Raw genomic sequence first — 18,866 nt, forward strand, 5'->3', positions numbered from 1 at the left:
TGGAAAACGCTATTTAGTTAACAGTAGTATTACTGCTGTTAGTAGTAGGATTTTCTTTTTTGACCTCAGTTGTTTTATCCTCTTCCTTTACTGCATCTTTGAATTCTTTGATTCCGGATCCGAAACCTCTCATCAATTCAGGAATTTTCTTACCTCCGAACAAAAGGAGTAGAATGACAGCAACTATAAGGATATGCGGCCATGAAAGCTGTAATATTGTTAAAGTATTCATTACTATATTTTTTACAAAGTTAAATTATTTTTTAATACGAAATCCAACCTAATGGATCTACCGGTGTCGTACCGTTCCAAACCTGAAAGTCAAGTGTATAAGCACCATCAAAATCCTGACCAACTGCTCCTACCGAAGATCCCGCAGATACCTGCTGACCTTTTGAAACACTCACACTTGAAAGATTTGAATAAATTGTAAAGTAAGCACCGTGCTTTACAATCACTGTTTTAGTACCGTCGTTATTGGCAATTACAGAATTTACACTTCCAGGGAAGACAGCTTTAGCTCTTGAACCTGCAGGTACAGAAATTTTTATTCCGCTATTTTCTTCTTTTATATTTTTGAAAACAGGATGTGGCCATGTTCCGAATTTGTGAGTCACTTGTCCTTTATCAACCGGAAATCCCATTTTACCTCTGTTTTCAGCAAAATTATTTCCTGCAAGGCCTGATGAAACACCAAAGTTGGTATATGCTTTTGTTTCAGCCGCCTTTTTTTCATTGTCTGTTTTCTTTGCTAAAGCACTTTCGGCATCACGAGCAGCTTTCAGTTTGTTAGCAGCTTCTCTTGCATTTTCGTTTGCTTCGTCTAAGGCTTTTTTAGCAGCTAATCTTCTTTCTTCATCTCTTGCGCTCGCTTCTGCTTTTGCTGCATCAGCAGTACGTTTTCTGTCTTCCTCTGCACGTTTTGCAGAAAGTTCAGCGGCTTTTTTAACTTCGGCTTCGGCAATTTTTCTTTCCTTTTCCAAAGCGTCCGCTCGCGCTTTGTTTTCAGCGTCAATTCTTAGTTTTTCTCTTTCTGCTGCTAATTTTGCTAAACGTATCTTCTCTGCTTCTGCTTTTTTACGAGATTCTTCCTCAGCTTTGGCAATTCGTATTTCTTCAGCAATAATAGCTCTTATTTGTCCTTCGAGTGCTTTTGAGCGAACTTGTTTTTGTTTTAAATCTGCGCTCAGTTTTCCTTCATTTTTCTTAAATTCGGCAACCAATTGCTCTTTTTGTTTTCTTTCAACGTCTATTGTAAGAAGGTCTTTTTTCTGATTAACCAAAAGATTTTCTTTTGCAGTAGCAGATCTTTTTTTGTACTCTACAGATTTTTTTAATTCTACTGCGGCATTGGTAATTTCTGCTGCCTTTTTATCTTGATAGTCGCCATACTGCTTTATATATTGAATTCTTCGTAAAGCTTGTCCAAGATTTTTTGATGAAAGAATAAAAGTAACTTTATTTTGAACACCTTTGTTCTTGTATGCATTCACTAAAACTTCAGAATAATTTTTTCTTAAAACTGAAAGTTCCTTGTTTTGTCTGTTGATTTCTAGCTGACGTAGATAAATTTCGTTGTCTATAAATCTTTTTTCTTTTTGAGTATTATTAAAAACTTTCTCTCTGAGAGCTAATTTTTGGTTTACATTGGTAAGATAAGATACTGATAATTTAGACTCATTTCTGGTTTTTGCCAAATCTGAATTAATTTGAGCAATCTGTTTTTTTAATTCTGCATTTTCTTTCTGCAATTGCTCTTTGTTTTTCTGGGCATTTCCTAATCCGAAGAGTAAGATGCTCAGTATAAGGCTGATTCTTTTAATCATTTGATTTCAATTTTCTTATAACTAGATGGTACTGAATATGGAGTATCCATCCTAGAAAAAACAAAATTCGTATTTTCTATCAAAATCTGGCTGTTTTTGCTTCCTTTTATAATTATTTTAACATTCTTTGGAAGTTTTACATTGTTGGGTTGTGTTTCCCAATTAGAATATACGATTTCTATCGCATCATCGGATTTCACATCTTTTAATTTTAAATCTTCTAAATTATAATCTTCAGAATACTGAAGGTTTAGTTTGTATTCTCGTTCTCCATTTTCTGTTGTAAATTTCAGGTTTGAAATAGATTCCATTTGGTAACCTTCCATGTTTTTGGTGATTTTTGCATTTTTGTTGCTGAGTGTAAAAAACGTACGGCCAACCAAAAGTTTTTCGAGATTTTTGTAATCAAAAAAATGAACATTGAGAAGATTATTTAGATATTCAAAATCAGAATCGATATAGTTTTTATTGTATTTATCCATTGCTTTGATTCCGTCTGGCGAGATTAAAGCTCGAGCAGCGTTAAAAACTATAAAATCAATTTTAGACCATATTTTTTTATCAGTTTCAATATAAATAATGGCATCTAATGGGCTCACGCGTATATTATCGGCAGTAATTTTGCTGTAAATTTTTAGAAACTCAAAATTTTCATGTAAATAGATTTTTTCATAAAAATTGAGTCTGTCTGCTACATTTTTACCTGTATCAATTGGCTCGTTTGAGTCGCTGTTTCTCACAACAAGGCTATCTGCGCTCTGCTCATCATTTCCAGATGCTTTTCTGGATTTACAGCTGAGAACTAAGAGGGTAAGAATGATTAAAGGAATCCACTTTTTCATATTGAAATTTGCTAAAACTTTGCAATATTAACGCCAAACCACACAAGATCTTTTGTGTGGTTCGTTGATTATTTATTTAAAGATAATAATTTAAAATGACTTACTAGGAGAAAAATCTAAAACTGAAAAATCTCCCAAAGATATTTCTCTTGCTACCCCAAAATATTGTGCAGAATTGCCAATCATAGAATTAGAAAGATTACCATGGTTTATTTTGGTATTTTCTTGAATTAAAGAATTTTCAATATTTGAATTCACAACTTCGGTATTATTTCCCAATGAAACACCAGGCCCGATTTTTGAGTTTGAAATTTTTACATTTTCACCAATAAAGCATGGTTGAATAATCAAAGAATTTTCAATTTTAGCAGAAGCGGGAAAGTGAGACATGGCTTCTCTTTCGTATTCAAGAATTTTCGAATTTGTTTCTACTGTTGCGTTTTTGTTTCCGCAATCCATCCAATCGTTTACTTTTCCTAAACTGAATTTTCCGCCTTTTGCTCTAAGGTTTTCCAAAGCTGTGGTTAGTTGATATTCTCCACCATTTTTAATATTATTATCCATGATGTAATTGATCTCTTCCATCAATTTTTCTGCAGAATTGAAATAGTAGATACCAATAATTGCAAGATCAGACACAAATTCTGTTGGTTTTTCTACAAAATCTGTAATAAAACCGTAGTTATCTAATTTTACCACACCAAAGGCAGAAGGATCTTCTACACTTTTTACCCAAATCACACCGTCGGCATTTTTATCTAAAATAAAATCTGCACGGAATAATGTATCTGCATAAGCAATCACAACATTTCCTTCCATTGATGCTTCTGCACATTTTAGTGAATGAGCAGTCCCGAGCGGTTCCAATTGATGGTATATACTTCCTTTTGCACCCAATTTCTCTGCAATTTCTAAAAGAGATTTTTCAATTTCAGCACCAAAGTCTCCTATAATGAAGGCTACTTCTTCTATTTTCTCACCGGCAACTTTAGCGATGTCTTCTACTAATCTTTGTACTATAGGTTTTCCTGCAATAGGAATTAAAGGTTTAGGAACAGTTAAGGTATGTGGGCGAAGTCTTGATCCACGACCAGCCATAGGAACTATTATTTTCATGTTTCTGTTTGTATTATATTTTAATTTTTTCTGATAATTTTCTTTAAGGTAAATCGTTCTGTATATCCTATGATTGCAATTAGGGATAAAAGAAATGCGTTTCCGATAATATAGTTTTCTCTAAATTGATAAAACGAAAGCATTGAAATGATTATAGAAAACGTAATGTAAAGCACGATTTTTTTAATATTATAATGTATAGGATATTGAATTCTGCCCCAAATGTAAGAAATTACCATCATACTTCCATATGTAGTGAGAGCTGCAATGGCACTTGCCCAATAACCAAATTTTGGAATGAATAAAAAGTTGATGAGAATAGTAATTGCGGCCCCTATTAAAGAGATATACAGCCCCACTCTCGTTTGATCAGATAATTTGTACCAAATTGAAAGATTAAGATAAATCCCTAAAAACAAAGCTCCTAGCATTACGAATGGAATAATTTCAATCCCTTCAAAATACAGCGGATTCTTAAGGTATTTTTCTGAAATCCACTGCAGGTTGACCATTAATCCTGTAAAAATAAGGCAATTGCATATTACAAAAACATCCATCAACAAAGCATAGGTTTTGTGATTGTTTTTATCTTTAAAACTAGAGAAAAAGTAAGGTTCTATTCCTAATTGATAGGCTTGCCTGAAGACTGTAATAAAAGTTGCGATTTTATAAGCACCTCCATACACACCAATTTGATGCTTTGCTTGATCGTTGGGAAGAAGAAATTTCAGAAACTGTCGGTCTAAAGTTTGGTTTACAACTCCAGCTAATCCTGCAATCATTACAGGCCATGAGTAATTCATAATTCTTTTCCAAAGAGTAAAATTGAATTTTCTGAAACTGAAATTCACAAATTCCTTAGAAACAATGGTTAAAGTGATGATGCTTTGAACAAGATTAGCAATGAATACATAGCCCACGCCAATTTCGGGATCATACTTTAAACCTAAAATACCACCAGGATACTCAGGAAGAATTTCTATAAAGAAAAACACCAAGAGGTAATAAACTACAGCTCCAACAACTTTTGAAAGTGTATACAGCACCGGTTTTCCTTCTAGTCTCAAAACGGCCGAAGGAATTGTAGAAAACGCATCAAAAGACAAGATGAAAAGAAACATCACAAGATAATTAACCTGATCCGGAGTTTCAAAAGCATTAGCTAAATCTTGTCTGAAAACATATCCAAGTATTAAATAAATAAACCCTGTCGTCAAAATGCTAAGTGAGCAGGTGGAAACCAGCGTTTTCTTATCAATTTCTTTTTCCTGGGCAAACCTGAAAAATGACGTTTCCATCCCGTGTGTAAGGAAAACTGTAATCACACCGGCAATCGAATACCAATCTACGAAAGGTGATGATGCTGACGGCCCAAATGCATTGGTTACGATGGGCGCAATCAGGAAAGGGAAAATCCTTACTAAAACTGAACTCAGACCGTATACAGCGGTTTGTCCAAATAATTTTTTATACAAATTCTGGTTTTTAAAATGCAAATGTAAATATTAGAAATCATAATTTTCTTATTGATATCTAAAAATCACTTTTGAAAATATTAAATTTGCGCAATCTCAATCTCATATATAAAAAGTAAAAATGAAAATTCTAATAAAAAACGCCCAAATAGTTAATGAAAATTTGGTTTTCCAAAGTGATATTCTGATTGAAAATGATTTGATTTCAATCATTTCAAAAAATATTTCTGAAGAGAATGTTGACCAAATCATCGATGCCGCCGGAAAGTATCTTTTGCCTGGAGTGATTGATGATCAAGTCCATTTCCGCGAACCGGGATTAACTCATAAAGGCAATATTGAATCCGAATCAAAAGCTGCTATTGCGGGAGGAATTACAAGTTTTATAGACCAACCCAACACCGTTCCTAATGCTGTAACTCAGGAATTATTGGCTCAAAAATATGAAATTGGTTCTCAGAAAGCATACGCCAATTACGGATTTATGATGGGCGGAACCAATGATAATTTAGAAGAGATTTTAAAAACAAACCCTAGAAATGTTCCCGGAATCAAGTTGTTTTTAGGCTCATCTACAGGAAATATGTTGGTTGATAATCCTGGAACGCTGGAAAATATTTTCAGTAATACAAAAATGCTCATTGCTGTACACTGCGAAGATGAAGCTACAATTAGAGAAAATACGCAAAAATATCTGGATGAATATGGTGAAGATATTCCGGTGAAATTTCATCATTTAATAAGAAGTGAGGAAGCTTGTTTTACATCTTCTTCAAAAGCAGTTGAGTTAGCAAAAAAAACAGGAGCCAGACTACACGTTTTCCATCTTTCTACAGCGAAGGAGATGGAACTCTTCCGAAATGATATTCCTTTAAAAGATAAAAAAATAACGGCAGAAGTTTGTGTTCATCATTTAACTTTCACCAATGAAGATTACGATACAAAAGGAGGATTAATCAAGTGGAATCCTGCGGTAAAGACGCAAAAAGATAAAGACGGACTTTGGGAAGCTTTGCTGGATGACAGAATTGATGTGATTGCCACAGACCACGCGCCTCACACTTGGGAAGAAAAACAAAATGTTTACACAAAATGCCCTTCTGGTGCGCCTTTGGTACAACATTCTTTGGTGGTGATGCTGGAGAATTTTAGAAAAGGAAAAATTAGCTTAGAAAAAATCGTGGAAAAAATGTGCCACAATCCTGCTGTTCTTTTCAGAGTAGAAAAAAGAGGTTTTGTGAGAGAAGGATACAAAGCCGATTTGGTTTTGGTAGATTTAAATGAAAAATGGACGGTTGCAAAAGAAAATATATTGTATAAATGTGGATGGAGTCCACTAGAAGGAACCGTATTTCATTCTAAAGTAACCCACACTTTCGTCAACGGAAATCTAGTTTATGATAACGGAAATTTGAATGAAAAAAAATTCGGAGAGCGTTTGCTTTTTGAAGTTCAAGAATAAATTATAAACAAATAATTATAGCAATAGGAGCGGGCTTTAGTCCGCTTCTTTTAGATGAGCAAACTTGGCTTTAGACAAAACATAATTTTCGTTTATAGATTTTTAAGCGCAATCATCTGTGAAAATCTGTAGCAGAAAGCTTCTCTTTTGCTTTTATGATAAGCTTCTCGTGGATATGCTGTTGCGTATTCTGTCCCGTGTGAATTCTCAAAAGATCACTTAAATAATTGGGCGAAAAACTCATCGCTTCAGCAATTTGATGAACAGTTGAAAGTCTTTTTTCAGACGAATTTTTATCAAAATATTCATTCACAAACTTCTCAAATTTCACCAATAACTGATATTGATTTTCCAGGTAACCTGCTCGTTGTCATCAGTTTTACAACCGAATTTCGTAGCTAAGATGTAGTGGTTACGTTTGCCTTCAATAGCTTTGGTTGTTAATCGTTCATTAGTGAAAGGTTCGTATACATCTGCCGTGTCGAGAAAATTACCACCCAATTCCAAAGAACGCTAAATAGTGGCAATAGCTTCCTGTTCGTCTATTTTGCCATACACATCTGCATTGCCAAAACCAGTCATTCCCATACATCACAAACCGATATTCGGAATGATGAGACCTTGATTTCCTAATTTCACATGATTGAGTTTCATATTGTAGATTTTAATGAAGCAAAATTCGGCAGAAATAAACAAGCGGATGTTTGCAAAATCACGATTGTCGTATGCAAATCACGTTTATAGTTTTTTAAAATGAATAATAATTGAAAGCTATTTAGAACCATTCAAAATATGATAAAAATCATTAATTTTTTTGTCAGCTGAAAATTTCTTTTTAATTTTACCTAACAAATGTTAGTTAGTAATGGAGTTTGGTGTTGAATACTTGAAATTGAGTGAATTACGAGATTTGCAATCTAGGAGATTGAACGATTTAATGATTTATCTAGAAGATAAGTCAGAATTTTATAAGAGTAAATTTCGAGAATATGGTGTTTCTTCCAAAAGTATTTCTTCCATTGAAGATATTTCAAAACTTCCTATTACCTACAAACAAGACTTAAGAGATAATTATCCTTTTGGATTATTTACGGTTCCGAAGAATGAATTGCAGAGAATTCACTGTTCAAGCGGTACAACAGGGAAACCAACAGTAGTAGGATATACAAAAGAAGATGTTGATTTATTCAGTGAAGTAGTAGCAAGATCTTTGAATGCAGCGGGAGCAAAACCAGGTATGCAGCTGCATAATGCTTATGGTTACGGAATTTTCACGGGCGGACTTGGTCTTCATTACGGAGCAGAAAAACTAGGAATGAGTGTTCTCCCTATTTCTGGAGGGATGACTGCAAGACAAGTAGATTTAATCATGGATTTTAAACCGGAAGTTATCTGTTGCTCACCGTCTTATGCTTTAACAATCGCTGATGAATTTGCTAAAAGAGGAATCTCGGCAGACGAAATCAGTTTAAAATATGCCGTTTTAGGCTCAGAACCTTGGACGGAATTGATCAGACTTCATGTAGAAGAAAGATTGGGCGTTCACGCAACCAATATTTATGGCTTAAGTGAAATTATCGGTCCTGGAGTTTCGATGGAAGATTTTGAGGAAAAAGGTGGCGCTTACATTTGGGAAGATCATTTCTATCCTGAAATTTTAGACCCAATTACCAAAGAACCGCTTCCTTACGGTGAAGAAGGTGTTTTGGTGATTACCACTTTAACAAAAAAAGCAATGCCTCTCCTTCGTTATTGGACCAATGATATTACAAGTTTATATTACGACGAAAATGCCAAAAGAACGATGGTTAAAATGAAACCGATTTTGGGCAGAGCAGATGATATGCTTATTGTGAGAGGTGTCAATGTATATCCGAGTCAGATTGAGGAAGCTTTTTCTCATATAAAAGGTGTCGTTCCGAATTATTATCTTACCCCAATCCAGAAGGAACAGATGTGTGTGGCGCTTGATATTGACGTAGAAATTGATGATGAATTGGTGGCTTCAGAAAATTTAAATAAAAATTCGGATGAATATCTTAATTTCGTAGGAAATTTTGGTAAAAACATCGAAAACGAAATAAAAAAACGAGTGGGAATTACTACGAAAGTGAAAATTCATACTCAAAACAGTTTGCCGAAGTGCGAAGGCGGAAAAATTAATAGAATATTAAAGACAAAATGAATTCATTTTATAAATTAAAAACTGTAAAAGTTCAGAAAGATACCAATGATGCAGTGAATGTAGCATTAGAAATTCCTGAGGAGCTGAAAGATAAATTCAGATTCAAGCAAGGGCAGTATCTGAATTTTAGATTAATGGTAAACGGAAACGAAGAGCGCCGTTCATACTCGATTTGCAATGCACCAAGCGAAAAAAGCAATACGCTGGAAGTTTTGGTAAAGCTTTTAGAAAACGGAAAAGTTTCCGGCTACTTCAATGAGCATCTACACATGGATGAGTTGTTGGAAGTTATGCCTCCGATGGGTGGTTTTAATACTTCTTATCATCCAAGCAATACAAAAACGTATGTGGGATTAGCAGCAGGAAGCGGAATCAGCCCGATTCTTTCTAATCTGAAGGAAAGTCTTTATCAGGAACCGAATTCAAACGCCTATCTTTTTTACAGCAACAGAAGCATGAATCATGTGATGAAAAAAGCTGAAATCGATCAATTGGTAGAGCAGTTCAACGGAAGACTGAAAGTGGTTTATCTGGTAAGCCGTGAAAAACACGAAGACCCGATTTTTGAAGGAAGAATTTCCCCTGAAAAATTAGATCATTTATTTGAAAGATATACAGACATAGACGTTAAGGAAGCCACTTATTTTATTTGCGGACCTTCTGATATGATCAAAGGGATTTCTGATTATTTGAAAAAAGAGAAGAAAGTTCCTGCGATTCAGGTTTTGTTTGAATATTTTTCAGCGCCCGACGAAGAAGATTCTGCAGAAATGAGCGATGAATTCAAAGCAATTGCCAATATCGAGAGTATGGTTACGGTCATTATTGATGATGATGAATATTCGTTCCACCTTAATTCAAAAAAAGAGAGTATCTTAGATAAAGCATTGAAAGACAATCTCCCTGTACCTTTCGCTTGCAAAGGAGGAGTTTGTTGTACGTGTAAAGCGGAAGTTCTCGAAGGAGAAGTTTTCATGGAGAAAAATTTCGCACTTACCGAAGACGAAGTAGCCAGAGGTTTTGTTCTGACTTGCCAGTGTCACCCGACAACGAATGTGGTGATGTTAAATTATGATGTTTAAGACAATTTGAAAATGAGAAAATGTGCTAATTTGAAAATGCCATTATCGTGTTTTAATTTTCAAATTGCCAAATTCTCAAATTCTCAAATTATTTAATTTTCAAATTCAAAAAAGATGGACTTAGAAAAATTCGTACAATACGTACACGACGAAAATAAAGTTGAACCAAAAGATGTGATGCCCGATGATTACAGAAAATTATTGGTTCGTCAGATTTCACAGCACGCACATTCTGAAATTGTCGGGATGTTGCCAGAAGCTAACTGGGTTTCCAGAGCGCCTTCATTAAGAAGAAAAATGGCGCTTTTAGCTAAAGTTCAGGATGAAGCAGGCCACGGTTTATACCTGTATTCTGCTACCGAAACTTTAGGAAACGGAACTATCAGAGCCGACAGAGATGCTACCTACGAAGATATGTTGGAAGGAAAAGCGAAATATTCAAGTATTTTCAATTATCCTACCTTGAGCTGGGCAGATATTGGTGCCATCGGTTGGTTGGTTGATGGAGCTGCAATTATGAATCAGGTAATGTTGATGGGAAATTCTTATGGTCCTTATTCGAGAGCGATGGTGAAAATCTGTAAAGAAGAATCTTTCCACCAAAGACAGGGTTATGAGATTTTAATGGCACTTTGCCGTGGTACAAAACAACAGAAAGAAATGGCTCAAGCTTCACTAAACCGTTTTTGGTGGCCGGCTTTGATGATGTTTGGTCCAAATGACGACAGTTCACCCAACTCTAAAATCTCTATGAATTACAGAGTAAAAAGAGAAAGTAACGACAGTCTTCGTCAGCGGTTTATCGACGTTACGGTTTCTCAGGCTGAATTCTTAGGATTAACGGTTCCTGATAAAGATCTTAAATGGAATGAGGAAAGACAACACTACGATTTCGGAGAGCTTCCTTGGGATGAATTCATGGAAATCTTAAAAGGAAACGGTCCTTGTAACAAAAAAAGATTACAGACAAAAGTAAAAGCGCAACAGGAAAACCTTTGGGTAAAAGAAGCGGCGATTGCTTTTGCAGAAAAACAACAAAAAGAAGTAATATAAATAATGTGCTAATTTGAAAATGTGCTAATTTGAAAATACCATCATTGTGTTTTAATTTTCAAATTGCCTAATTCTCAAATTTTCAAATTAACTAATTTTCAAATTTTCAAATTGAATTATGGCAAATTTAGATGTGTGGGAAGTGTTTATTCAGACTAAACCGGGATTATCTCACAAACACGTTGGAATTGTACAGGCGCCAACAGCAGAAATGGCTTTGCAGAACGCAAGAGACGTTTATACAAGAAGAAAAGAGGGAACTTCTGTTTGGGTAGTTCCAAGTAAATATATTGTGACTTCAGAAGGAATTGATAAAGAAGCATTCTTTGATCCAGCTGATGACAAATTGTACCGTCACCCAACGTTCTACGATATTCCTAACGATGTGAAAAATATGTAGATTAATAATTTGAAAATGTGCTAATTTGAAAATTTGGAAATGACCTTAACGACGTTAATTAATCTAAAATTTCAACTAAAGCAGTCACTCAATTTTCAAATTAACTAATTTTCAAATTCTCAAATTTAAAAATAATGAACCCATTATATAATTATTTATTAAAACTAGCAGACGACAGTTTCATTATGGGACAGCGATTGTCTGCGTGGTGCGGTGAAGGTCCTTATCTGGAAGAAGATATTGCTTTAACCAATATTGCATTAGATCAATTAGGTCAGGCGAATAACTTCTATGTTTACGCTTCAAGAGTTGCAGATAACGGCAAAAGTGAAGATGATTTGGCGTTTTTAAGATACGAACATGAATATGTAAATGCACACTTGCCGGAACTGCCGAATGAAGATTATGCACAAACGATTCTTAAAGTCTATGTTTTCGCTGTATATCAGAAATTGATGTACGAAGCTCTGTCAAATTCAACAGACGAAGAACTTTCTGCCATCGCTCAAAAATCTTTAAAAGAAGTAAGATACCATTACACTCACGCCGCCTCGTGGATGAAAATTTTCGGACAGGGAACAGAAGAAAGCAAAATGCGTCTTGAAAGATCAATCGAAAATATCTGGGAATACACGAAAGGTTTATTCGCAAAAACGGAAGGTGAAGATGATTTAATTGCTTTAAACGTTGCTCCGAATAGTGATGCTTTGTACGAGGATTTCGTATCGATTACAACCAAAGATTTTGCAGATTTCGGTCTAGAATATCCAACAAATCCTTTCATGCAGCCAAAATCAAGAACAGGTTATCATACAGAATATTTCGGATTTATCCTTTGTGAGTTACAGTATATGCAGAGAGCGTATCCTGGTTGTACTTGGTAAAAATTTCAATGCGTTAGTTTGAAAATGTGTTAATTTGAAAATGGTGGACTGCATTAAATTTTCAAATTACCCAAATTTTCAAATTTTCAAATTAATTATGAAAAATCCTTTAGAAATATTAGAATTAGTTCCCGATCCGGAAATTCCGGTAATCAATATTGTGGAATTGGGTATTGTAAGAGAAGCGAAAGTTACGAGTGAGAATTCTTGTGAAATAACGATTACGCCGACTTATTCTGCCTGTCCCGCCATGTTTACCATTGAGGAAGATATCATCAAGATCATGAAAGAAAACGGTTGGGATGCAAAAGTAGTAACCAAAATGTTTCCGATATGGACAACAGATTGGATAACTGATGATGCGAGAGAAAAACTACGTGTCTACGGAATTTCACCTCCCGAAAAAGGAGCCGACGAACATCACATCGGGAAACCGAAAAAATGTCCACGTTGCGGATCGATGCACTCCAAACAAATCAGCAGATTCGGATCTACATTGTGTAAGGCCTCTTATCAATGCTTAGATTGTTTAGAGCCGTTTGATTATTTTAAATGTCATTAAACAATTTGAAAATGTGCTAATTTGAAAATGAGTAAACTAGTAGTGAAATCAAAATTTTTAAACTACTGAATTTTCCTTTTTTATTATTTTAAATGTCATTAAACAATTTGAAAATGTGCTAATTTGAAAATGAGTAAATTAGTAGTGAAATCAAAATTTTTAAACTACTGAATTTTCCTTTTTTATTATTTTAAATATCATTAAACAATTTGAAAATGTGCTAATTTGAAAATGAGTAAATTAGTAGTGAAATCAAAATTTTTAAACTACTGAATTTTCCTTTTTTATTATTTTAAATATCATTAAACAATTTGAAAATGTGCTAATTTGAAAATGAGTAAATTAGTAGTGAAATCAAAATTTTTAAACTACTGAATTTTCCTTTTTTATTATTTTAAATATCATTAAACAATTTGAAAATGTGCTAATTTGAAAATGAGTAAATTAGTAGTGAATTAAAAATTTTCAAATTACCGAATTTTCAAATTAAAAAATTAAAACTATGTACACACAACTCAATATTGAATCGCATTTTGACGGTAAACTAAAAATCGCTTACCTCAATCAGCCTGATACTATGAATGCGCTTACAAAGCCGTCTTTGGGAGATTTAAAAGATTTTATTAAAGAATGCAGCGATGATCCTACAGTAAGATGTGTGGCGATCTCAGGAAGAGGAAGAGCTTTCTGTTCTGGTCAAAACCTAGATGATGCTTTCGTTCAGGGTAACGAACATCATGATAATGACATTATCAGAAAAATTGTAACCGATTATTACAATCCTTTGGTGTTGGAAATTACCCGTTGCAAAAAGCCTGTTGTTGCTTTGGTAAACGGTCCTGCAGTTGGTGCTGGTGCAATGTTGGCTTTGATTTGTGATTTCGTTTTAGCGAATGAAAAAGCATATTTTGCTCAGGTATTCTCCAATATAGGGTTGATTCCTGATACGGGTGGAACTTATTTCTTGCCCAAACTATTAGGAAGACAATTGGCGAATTATTTAGCATTTACAGGCAAAAAATTATCGGCTGAAGAATCTAAATCTTATGGTTTGGTGGCTGAGGTTTTCACTGAAGAAGAATTCAATTCAAAATCATTGGAAATTTTAGAAAAAGTTTCAAATATGCCTACTGTTGGTTTAAAATTAACTAAAAAAGCCTTCGCAAACTCTTATAACAATACTTTGAAACAACAATTGGAATTAGAAGGTGATTTGCAACAGGAAGCAGCAGAAACAGAAGATTTTAAAGAAGGTGTAAGTGCATTTTTAGAAAAAAGAAAACCTGAATATAAGGGAAAATAATCAATTTGAAAATGAATTAATTTGAGAATTTGAAAATTGTTTTTGACTTTAAAGTATAATTTGAAAATGAGAAATGACAAGGAAAATATTATTGTAACCAAGACTTTCGATTTTGCTTTGGATATTATAGAATTTTCGCAAGATTTGTATGAAGCTAAAAGATTTCCTTTGGCAAATCAAATTTTCAAATCAGGAACTTCAATTGGAGCAAATGTTAGAGAGGCTCAAAACGCAGAAGGCAAAGCAGATTTTATTCATAAATTAAAGATTGCTGCCAAAGAAGCTGATGAAACAGAATATTGGCTTCTGCTGTGTTTGAAATCTCCATTTTTCAAATCTCCAAACGAAAAATTAATCTCAGATTTAAAAGAAATTATATTGATTCTTTCAAAAATCATTTCAAGTTCGAAGCTAAAATAATTTTCAAATTAGCCCATTTTCAAATTTTCAAATTAAATATATGAATATAGGAATTATCGGTGCCGGAACTATGGGGATTGGCATCGCACAAGTAGCCGCAACCAACGGATGCAAAGTTTGGGTATATGATGCCAACGCAAAACAAGTAGAAACGGCAACTGTAGGTTTAGAAAAAACATTGACCAAATTGGTTGATAAACAAAAAATTTCTTCTGAAAAAATGGTGGAGATTTTATCTAATATTTCTATTGCTACCGAGCTGAAAGATTTCAAAGATTGTGAATTGATCATAGAAGCTATCATCGAAAATAAAGAAATCAAAACCAAAGTTTTTACAGAACTAGAAAATCATGTTTCTGAAAACTGTGTTATTGCTTCCAATACATCATCTATTTCTATCACCTCTCTTGGTGCAGAACTACAAAAACCAGAACGTTTTATCGGAATTCACTTTTTCAATCCAGCTCCTTTGATGCCTTTGGTCGAAATTATTCCGTCTTTACTCACAGAAAAATCTTTAGCCGAAAAAATGTACAGCCTCATGAAAGATTGGGGTAAAGTTCCTGTGATTGCTAAAGATATTCCTGGATTTATTGTCAACAGAATCGCCCGTCCTTATTATGGAGAAGGCTTGAGACTCGTTGAAGAAAACATCGCGACAGTAGAACAGGTTGATGATGCTATGAAAACCATCGGAAACTTCAAAATGGGCCCTTTTGAATTAATGGATCTCATTGGTGTTGATGTGAATTTCTCTGTAACAACAACGGTTTACAAAGAATATTTCTACGATTCGAAATATAAACCATCTCTTCTTCAGCAAAGAATGTCTGAAGCCAAACTTCACGGCAGAAAAACAGGAAAAGGTTTTTATGATTATGCTGATGATGCAAAAAAACCAGAACCAGTAAAAGATGATGCCCTTTATCAGCAGATCTTTTTAAGAATTATTTCAATGCTCATCAATGAAGCAGTTGAAGCAAAAAGATTAGGCATTGCTAATGACGAAGATTTAGAATTAGCCATGCAGAAAGGTGTGAATTATCCAAAAGGATTATTGGCTTGGGGAAAAGAAATAGGTTATACAAAAATCTCTGAAACCCTTCAAAGTCTTTACGAAGAATATCAGGAAGATAGATACAGACAAAGCCCTTTGCTGCGCAAATTAAATTAGTTAATTTGAAAATGTGCTAATTTGAAAATTAATTTTCTCATTTTCAAATTGAATTAATTTTCAAATTAAAATTATGACACAGAAAAATATAATTTCGTCTTTAGTAATGGCATTATTTTCAGCGATTTTTGTTGGAGGTATTTTTTATTTAACAGATAATCGTTTTAGTGCCTCCGATGAAGATAAAATGTTCAGTTGGGGATTTGTATTGATTTATTTTGTAGGGATGTTTATAGCTCATCTTTTTATGAATCAAATGATGCAGTTTTTTAAAAACCTTTTTGTAAAGAAAAAATAACTTTAATTTAATCTAAATGCTTAGAAGAATTTTCACTTTAAAAAATTTTTTGAGTTCATTAGCAAGAGCTACAATTTTTTTAGTTTTTTTCTACTTATTGAAACTTGTTTTCTATTATTTCGGTTGGGAAGAGAAAGATAATTTTGATGTTTCTGGTTTTATCATTTATTTTATCTTAATATTTTTAATGTACTTTATTTTAGATGGCAGAGATTACACCTGGAAAGATGTTTTAACATTTAAAAAAATAAAAAAATAAAAATGAACCCAAGACAAGTTGCAGAATATATGTTTGATCAGGATTATTTTTCCCAATGGATGAATATCAAAATGATTGAAGTAAAGGAAAATTATTGTTTAATAGAAATGCCTATTAAAAAAGAAATGATTAATGGGCTTAAAACGGTTCACGGAGGCGTTACGTTTGCTTTTGCAGATTCTGCGTTGGCATTTTCGTCCAACAATTCCGGAGATGCAGCGGTTGCTCTCAACTGTATCATCAATTTCACGAAAGCCGGTAAAGAAGGCGATGTTTTCAGAGCAGAAAGCATTTTAGTAAACGACACCAGAAAAACAGCTGTTTACGACATTAAAATTACCAATCAAAACAATGAACTGATTGCCAAATTCGTCGGGACAGTATATAAAATAGGAAAAAAAGTAACAGAACTATAAATTTGAAAATTTGGAAATGAGGCAATTCGAAAATTATTTTAAATGTCTTTATTTCATTTTCAAATTTTCAAATTAACACATTTTCAAATTAAAATTATGAACAACGTATACATCATAGATTACATAAGAACTCCCATTTCAAAACTAAGTGGAGGTTTATCAGAAGTGAGAGCCGATGATTTGGCGGCAATTGTTTTAAAAGAAATTGTTGCAAGAAACCCTGAAGTTCCTGTTGAGGAAATTGAGGACGTTATTTTCGGATGCGCAAATCAAGCAGGTGAAGATAACAGAAACGTTGCAAGAATGGGACTTTTATTGGCTGGACTTCCGTACAAAATAGGAGGCGAAACAGTAAACAGGCTTTGTGCTTCAGGAATGTCGGCGGTTGCCAATGCTTTCCGTTCAATTGCTTCAGGCGAAGGTGAAATTTACATCGCTGGTGGAGTAGAGCAAATGACGCGTTCGCCTTATGTTATGTCAAAACCAAGCACAGCTTTCGGTAGAGACAGCCAGATGTTTGATACCACTTTCGGATGGAGATTTGTAAATCCTAAAATGAAAGAAATGTACGGTGTTGATGCGATGGGCGACACCGCTGAAAACTTAGCAGAAATGCACAATATCAGCCGTGAAGATCAGGATAAATTCGCTTTGTGGTCTCAACAAAAAGCCACAAAAGCTCAGGAAAGCGGAAGATTGGCGGAAGAAATTGTACAAGTTGAAATTCCACAAAGAAAAGGCGAACCGAAAATTTTCGATAAAGACGAATTTATCAAGCCAACATCTTCAATGGAAGGTTTAGGAAAACTTCGCCCTGCTTTCAAAAAGGAAGGTGGAACAGTTACGGCTGGAAATGCTTCAGGAATGAACGACGGTGCTGCTGCTCTTATTTTAGCAAGTGAAGAAGCTGTGAAAAAATATGGTTTAAAACCAAAAGCTAAAATCTTGGGTTCATCTGTTGCAGGTGTTGAACCAAGAATTATGGGAATAGGACCAGTTGAAGCGACTCAGAAATTATTAAAAAGACTGAATCTTTCATTAGAAGATATGGATATTATCGAACTGAACGAAGCGTTTGCAGCTCAATCTTTAGCCGTAACGAGAAGCTTAGGTTTGCAAGATAATGACTCAAGAATTAATCCAAACGGTGGAGCTATTGCAATCGGTCATCCACTTGGAGTTTCGGGAGCGAGAATTATTGGTTCTGCTGCTTTAGAACTTCAAAAACAAAATAAAAAATATGCGTTGTGTACGCTTTGTATCGGTGTTGGTCAAGGCTATGCAATGGTTATTGAAAGAGTTTAATTTGAAAATGTGCTAATTTTAGAATTTGAAAATGCTATCAAGACGCATAATCAATTTTCAAATTATCTCATTAAATTTAATGTTTTAGTGTTTGCTGAGTTAATAGATAGGAAAATTAAAAAAAAGCTTTGCGAACCTTGCGTTAAAAATAATTTTCAAACTAACTCATTCTCAAATTTTCAAATTAAAACTATGAATATTTACTCATATCACGGCATTCGTCCCATCATTAAACCTTCTGCTTACGTTCATCCTCAAGCGGTAATAATCGGAAATGTAGAAATAGGTGAGGAAGTTTATATCGGACCAAACGCTGTTATTCGTGGAGATTGGGGTAAAATTATCATCAAAGACGGCGCAAATGTTCAGGAAAACTGCACGCTTCACGTTTTTCCGGGTATTGAAACCATTTTGGAAGAATCTGCCCACATTGGTCACGGAGCAATTATCCATTCCGGACACATTGGTAAAAATTGTTTGGTTGGAATGAATGCGGTTGTCATGGACAAAGCCGTTATCGGTGACGAGTGTATCATCGGAGCATTGGCTTTTGTTCCTGCAAATTTCAAATGTGATGCGAGAAAATTGATTGTCGGAAGTCCTGCAAAAATCATTCGTGATGTTTCTGATGAAATGATTAAATGGAAAACTGAAGGAACGAAACTCTATCAGGAACTGGCGAGAGAAGGGAAAGATGCGATCCAATTGTGTGAACCGTTTACAGAATTTGTTCAGCAGATTCCTACAAAGGTTGTTGATTACAGTATTTGGGATGATGTGAAATAATTAAATTTCAAGATTTAA

21 protein-coding genes are annotated in these 18,866 nt (G+C 34.3%); 14 read left to right on the plus strand and 7 right to left on the minus strand.

Annotated elements, in window-relative coordinates:
• Positions 1-13 precede the first annotated feature (13 nt).
• The 5 genes from BW939_RS03325 to BW939_RS03345 form a co-directional block, all read right to left on the minus strand.
• Positions 14-232, minus strand: coding sequence for a twin-arginine translocase TatA/TatE family subunit (locus BW939_RS03325; protein ID WP_076449743.1), 219 nt, complete (start codon positions 230-232; stop codon positions 14-16).
• 31 nt (positions 233-263) lie between these two features.
• Positions 264-1,826: a murein hydrolase activator EnvC family protein gene (locus tag BW939_RS03330; protein WP_076449745.1), complete on the minus strand. Its 1,563-nt coding sequence runs from the start codon at positions 1,824-1,826 to the stop codon at positions 264-266.
• Positions 1,823-2,668 carry a lipoprotein insertase outer membrane protein LolB1 gene (locus BW939_RS03335; RefSeq protein ID WP_076449747.1) on the minus strand — a complete coding sequence of 282 codons (846 nt, stop codon included), beginning with the start codon at positions 2,666-2,668 and terminating at the stop codon, positions 1,823-1,825. Before BW939_RS03335 ends, BW939_RS03330 begins: the two co-directional genes overlap by 4 nt.
• 90 nt (positions 2,669-2,758) lie before the next feature.
• A complete protein-coding gene (locus BW939_RS03340; protein WP_076449749.1) occupies positions 2,759-3,784 on the minus strand; it encodes a sugar phosphate nucleotidyltransferase in 1,026 nt (341 codons plus the stop codon).
• Positions 3,785-3,804: 20 nt separating this feature from the next.
• Complete coding sequence (locus BW939_RS03345; RefSeq protein WP_076449751.1) at positions 3,805-5,259, minus strand: lipopolysaccharide biosynthesis protein; 1,455 nt, start codon at positions 5,257-5,259, stop codon at positions 3,805-3,807.
• Positions 5,260-5,380: 121 nt separating this feature from the next.
• Here BW939_RS03345 and BW939_RS03350 point away from each other — a divergent pair, with 121 nt between their 5' ends.
• A complete protein-coding gene (locus BW939_RS03350) occupies positions 5,381-6,721 on the plus strand; it encodes a dihydroorotase (protein WP_076449753.1) in 1,341 nt (446 codons plus the stop codon).
• 112 nt (positions 6,722-6,833) lie between these two features.
• On the opposite strand, the gene BW939_RS03355 is transcribed toward BW939_RS03350, so the two are convergent.
• Together BW939_RS03355 and BW939_RS15690 are read right to left on the minus strand one after the other, a co-directional pair.
• On the minus strand, positions 6,834-7,052 hold the full coding sequence (locus tag BW939_RS03355; protein ID WP_228417094.1) for a hypothetical protein: 219 nt from the start codon (positions 7,050-7,052) through the stop codon (positions 6,834-6,836).
• Entirely contained in the window at positions 7,049-7,228 is a 180-nt protein-coding gene (locus BW939_RS15690) for an aldo/keto reductase (protein WP_076449757.1), read from the minus strand. The genes BW939_RS03355 and BW939_RS15690 overlap by 4 nt, the downstream gene beginning before the upstream one ends.
• 358 nt (positions 7,229-7,586) lie before the next feature.
• On the opposite strand from BW939_RS15690, the gene BW939_RS03365 reads away from it, so the two are divergent.
• The 13 genes from BW939_RS03365 (at position 7,587) to BW939_RS03430 (ending at position 18,848) form a co-directional block, all read left to right on the plus strand.
• Positions 7,587-8,906: a phenylacetate--CoA ligase family protein gene (locus BW939_RS03365; protein ID WP_076449759.1), complete on the plus strand. Its 1,320-nt coding sequence runs from the start codon at positions 7,587-7,589 to the stop codon at positions 8,904-8,906.
• Positions 8,903-9,988: a 2Fe-2S iron-sulfur cluster-binding protein gene (locus BW939_RS03370; protein WP_076449760.1), complete on the plus strand. Its 1,086-nt coding sequence runs from the start codon at positions 8,903-8,905 to the stop codon at positions 9,986-9,988. Before BW939_RS03365 ends, BW939_RS03370 begins: the two co-directional genes overlap by 4 nt.
• Before the next feature lie 114 nt (positions 9,989-10,102).
• Entirely contained in the window at positions 10,103-11,041 is a 939-nt protein-coding gene (gene paaA / locus BW939_RS03375) for a 1,2-phenylacetyl-CoA epoxidase subunit PaaA (protein ID WP_076449761.1), read from the plus strand.
• Between the two features lie 118 nt (positions 11,042-11,159).
• Entirely contained in the window at positions 11,160-11,441 is a 282-nt protein-coding gene (gene paaB / locus BW939_RS03380; protein WP_076449762.1) for a 1,2-phenylacetyl-CoA epoxidase subunit PaaB, read from the plus strand.
• 134 nt (positions 11,442-11,575) lie between these two features.
• A complete protein-coding gene (paaC, locus tag BW939_RS03385) occupies positions 11,576-12,325 on the plus strand; it encodes a 1,2-phenylacetyl-CoA epoxidase subunit PaaC (RefSeq protein ID WP_076449763.1) in 750 nt (249 codons plus the stop codon).
• 97 nt (positions 12,326-12,422) lie between these two features.
• On the plus strand, positions 12,423-12,887 hold the full coding sequence (gene paaD, locus BW939_RS03390) for a 1,2-phenylacetyl-CoA epoxidase subunit PaaD (protein WP_076450135.1): 465 nt from the start codon (positions 12,423-12,425) through the stop codon (positions 12,885-12,887).
• Positions 12,888-13,389: 502 nt separating this feature from the next.
• On the plus strand, positions 13,390-14,190 hold the full coding sequence (locus tag BW939_RS03395; RefSeq protein WP_076449764.1) for an enoyl-CoA hydratase/isomerase family protein: 801 nt from the start codon (positions 13,390-13,392) through the stop codon (positions 14,188-14,190).
• A gap of 66 nt (positions 14,191-14,256) precedes the next feature.
• Entirely contained in the window at positions 14,257-14,610 is a 354-nt protein-coding gene (locus tag BW939_RS03400) for a four helix bundle protein (protein ID WP_076449765.1), read from the plus strand.
• A gap of 40 nt (positions 14,611-14,650) precedes the next feature.
• The gene (locus BW939_RS03405) at positions 14,651-15,784 is read left to right on the plus strand and encodes a 3-hydroxyacyl-CoA dehydrogenase NAD-binding domain-containing protein (RefSeq protein ID WP_076449768.1); all 1,134 of its coding nucleotides are present in this window, start codon (positions 14,651-14,653) and stop codon (positions 15,782-15,784) included.
• 73 nt (positions 15,785-15,857) lie between these two features.
• Positions 15,858-16,082: a hypothetical protein gene (locus BW939_RS03410; protein WP_076449771.1), complete on the plus strand. Its 225-nt coding sequence runs from the start codon at positions 15,858-15,860 to the stop codon at positions 16,080-16,082.
• Positions 16,083-16,343: 261 nt separating this feature from the next.
• Positions 16,344-16,757, plus strand: coding sequence for a PaaI family thioesterase (locus BW939_RS03420; protein WP_076449792.1), 414 nt, complete (start codon positions 16,344-16,346; stop codon positions 16,755-16,757).
• Between the two features lie 96 nt (positions 16,758-16,853).
• Positions 16,854-18,062 (plus strand): 3-oxoadipyl-CoA thiolase, encoded by a 1,209-nt coding sequence (pcaF, locus tag BW939_RS03425; RefSeq protein ID WP_076450137.1) that lies wholly within the window; start codon positions 16,854-16,856, stop codon positions 18,060-18,062.
• A gap of 192 nt (positions 18,063-18,254) precedes the next feature.
• Positions 18,255-18,848 (plus strand): acyltransferase, encoded by a 594-nt coding sequence (locus tag BW939_RS03430; protein WP_076450139.1) that lies wholly within the window; start codon positions 18,255-18,257, stop codon positions 18,846-18,848.
• Positions 18,849-18,866: the final 18 nt, after the last annotated feature.

Source organism: Chryseobacterium piscicola (assembly GCF_900156685.1).
Taxonomy (GTDB): Bacteria; Bacteroidota; Bacteroidia; order Flavobacteriales; family Weeksellaceae; genus Chryseobacterium; species Chryseobacterium piscicola.